General features: G+C 52.5%; 1 rRNA gene. It reads right to left on the bottom strand.

From position 1 onward, the window contains the following. A 23S ribosomal RNA gene (locus tag FG390_RS15575) occupies positions 1 to 2,896 on the bottom strand; the annotation flags it as partial. Positions 2,897 to 2,954: the final 58 nt, after the last annotated feature.

Below are 2,954 nucleotides of genomic sequence, written 5' to 3'. Positions count from 1 at the left end.
CGTGTCACCACGCTTCCACCTCAGACCTATCAACCTCATCATCTCTAAGGGGTCTTACTAACTTAAAGTTATGGGAAATCTCATCTTGAGGGGGGCTTCATGCTTAGATGCTTTCAGCACTTATCCCGTCCACACATAGCTACCCAGCGATGCTCCTGGCGGAACAACTGGTACACCAGCGGTGTGTCCATCCCGGTCCTCTCGTACTAAGGACAGCTCCTCTCAAACTTCCTACGCCCGCGACGGATAGGGACCGAACTGTCTCACGACGTTCTGAACCCAGCTCGCGTACCGCTTTAATGGGCGAACAGCCCAACCCTTGGGACCTACTTCAGCCCCAGGATGCGATGAGCCGACATCGAGGTGCCAAACCTCCCCGTCGATGTGGACTCTTGGGGGAGATAAGCCTGTTATCCCCAGGGTAGCTTTTATCCGTTGAGCGATGGCCCTTCCATGCGGTGCCACCGGATCACTAAGCCCGACTTTCGTCCCTGCTCGACTTGTAGGTCTCGCAGTCAAGCTCCCTTGTGCCTTTACACTCTGCGAATGATTTCCAACCATTCTGAGGGAACCTTTGGGCGCCTCCGTTACATTTTAGGAGGCGACCGCCCCAGTCAAACTGCCCACCTGACACTGTCTCCGAACCGGATCACGGTCCAGGGTTAGAATGTCAGTACCGTCAGGGTAGTATCCCACCGATGCCTCCACCGAACCTGGCGGTCCGGCTTCAAAGGCTCCTACCTATCCTGTACAAACGATACCAACATCCAATATCAAGCTGCAGTAAAGCTCCATGGGGTCTTTCCGTCCTGTCGCGGGTAACCTGCATCTTCACAGGTACTATAATTTCACCGGGTCTCTCGTTGAGACAGTATCCAAATCGTTACACCTTTCGTGCGGGTCGGAACTTACCCGACAAGGAATTTCGCTACCTTAGGACCGTTATAGTTACGGCCGCCGTTTACTGGGGCTTCAATTCAAAGCTTCTCCCATAAGGGATAACCTCTCCTCTTAACCTTCCAGCACCGGGCAGGTGTCAGCCCCTATACATCACCTTACGGTTTCGCAGAGACCTGTGTTTTTGGTAAACAGTCGCTTGGATCTTTTCACTGCGGCTCACATCGGACGAAAGTCCGAATGAGCACCCCTTCTCCCGAAGTTACGGGGTCATTTTGCCGAGTTCCTTAACGAGAGTTCTCCCGAGCGTCTTAGAATTCTCTTCTCGCCTACCTGTGTCGGTTTGGGGTACGGGTACCATACAGACTCGCTAGAGGCTTTTCTTGGCAGTGTAGGATCAGACCCTTCGGTACTAAATTTCCCTCCTCATCACAGCTCAGCCTTTATGGCTATGGGATTTCCCTCATAGTCAGCCTAACTGCTTGAACGTGCACATCCAATCGCACGCTGGTCCTACCTTCCTGCGTCCCCCCATCACTCAAACGTCTGATGGTAGTACAGGAATATCAACCTGTTGTCCATCGCCTACGCCTTTCGGCCTCGGCTTAGGTCCCGACTAACCCTGAGCGGACGAACCTTCCTCAGGAACCCTTAGGCTTTCGACGGAGGGGATTCTCACCCCTCTTTTCGTTACTCATACCGGCATTCTCACTTCTAAGCGCTCCAATAGACCTTCCAGTCTACCTTCACAGCCCTTAGAACGCTCCCCTACCATGACCATAAGGTCATCCACAGCTTCGGTGATACGTTTAGCCCCGTTACATTTTCGGCGCGGCGCCACTCGACCAGTGAGCTATTACGCACTCTTTAAATGGTGGCTGCTTCTGAGCCAACATCCTGGTTGTCTGTGCAACGCCACATCCTTTGCCACTTAACGTATACTTTGGGACCTTAGCTGGTGGTCTGGGCTGTTTCCCTTTCGACGACGGATCTTATCACTCGCCGTCTGACTCCCGAGGCTAAGTCGTTGGCATTCGGAGTTTGACTGAACTCGGTAACCCTGTGGGGGCCCCTTATTCAATCAGTGCTCTACCTCCAAGACTCATATCCCTCGAGGCTAGCCCTAAAGCTATTTCGGGGAGAACCAGCTATCTCCGTGTTCGATTGGCATTTCACCCCTACCCACACCTCATCCCCGCACTTTTCAACGTGCGTGGGTTCGGGCCTCCATTCAGTGTTACCTGAACTTCACCCTGGACATGGGTAGATCACACGGTTTCGGGTCTACAACCATAAACTTATTCGCCCTATTCAGACTCGCTTTCGCTGCGGCTCCGCCTCTTCAGCTTAACCTTGCTTATGATCGTAACTCGCCGGTCCATTCTACAAAAGGTACGCTGTCACCCTCTAAGGGGCTCCAACTACTTGTAAGCACACGGTTTCAGGATCTCTTTCACTCCCCTTCCGGGGTGCTTTTCACCTTTCCCTCACGGTACTGGTTCACTATCGGTCACTAGGGAGTATTTAGCCTTGGGAGATGGTCCTCCCGGATTCCGACGGGGTTTCACGTGTCCCGCCGTACTCAGGATTCACTCAGGGAGAGTGTGAGATTTAGGCTACAGGGCTGTTACCTTCTCTGGCTAGCCTTTCCAGACTGCTTCGCCTATCCCACACTTTTCTTACTCCACAAAAGAGTGTCCTACAACCCCAAAGGGCAAGCCCTTTGGTTTGGGCTGTTTCCGTTTCGCTCGCCACTACTCAGGAAATCGCATTTGCTTTCTCTTCCTCCGGGTACTAAGATGTTTCAGTTCCCCGGGTCTGCCTTACATCACCTATGGATTCAGTGATGCATCCTATCCGTTAGGATAGGGGGTTCCCCCATTCGGAAATCTCCGGATCAAAGCTTACTTACAGCTCCCCGAAGCATATCGGTGTTCGTTCCGTCCTTCATCGGCTCCTAGTGCCAAGGCATCCACCGTGCGCTCTTACTTACTTAACCACTTCATGTTTATGTCTTGACGCATTTCTTTCACTATCCAGTTTTCAAGGATCACAGG

It is taken from the genome of Terrilactibacillus laevilacticus, from assembly GCF_006517395.1.
In the GTDB taxonomy this organism is placed as follows: domain Bacteria; phylum Bacillota; class Bacilli; order Bacillales; family Sporolactobacillaceae; genus Terrilactibacillus; species Terrilactibacillus laevilacticus.
This window is presented reverse-complemented; position numbering and strand designations above follow the sequence as displayed.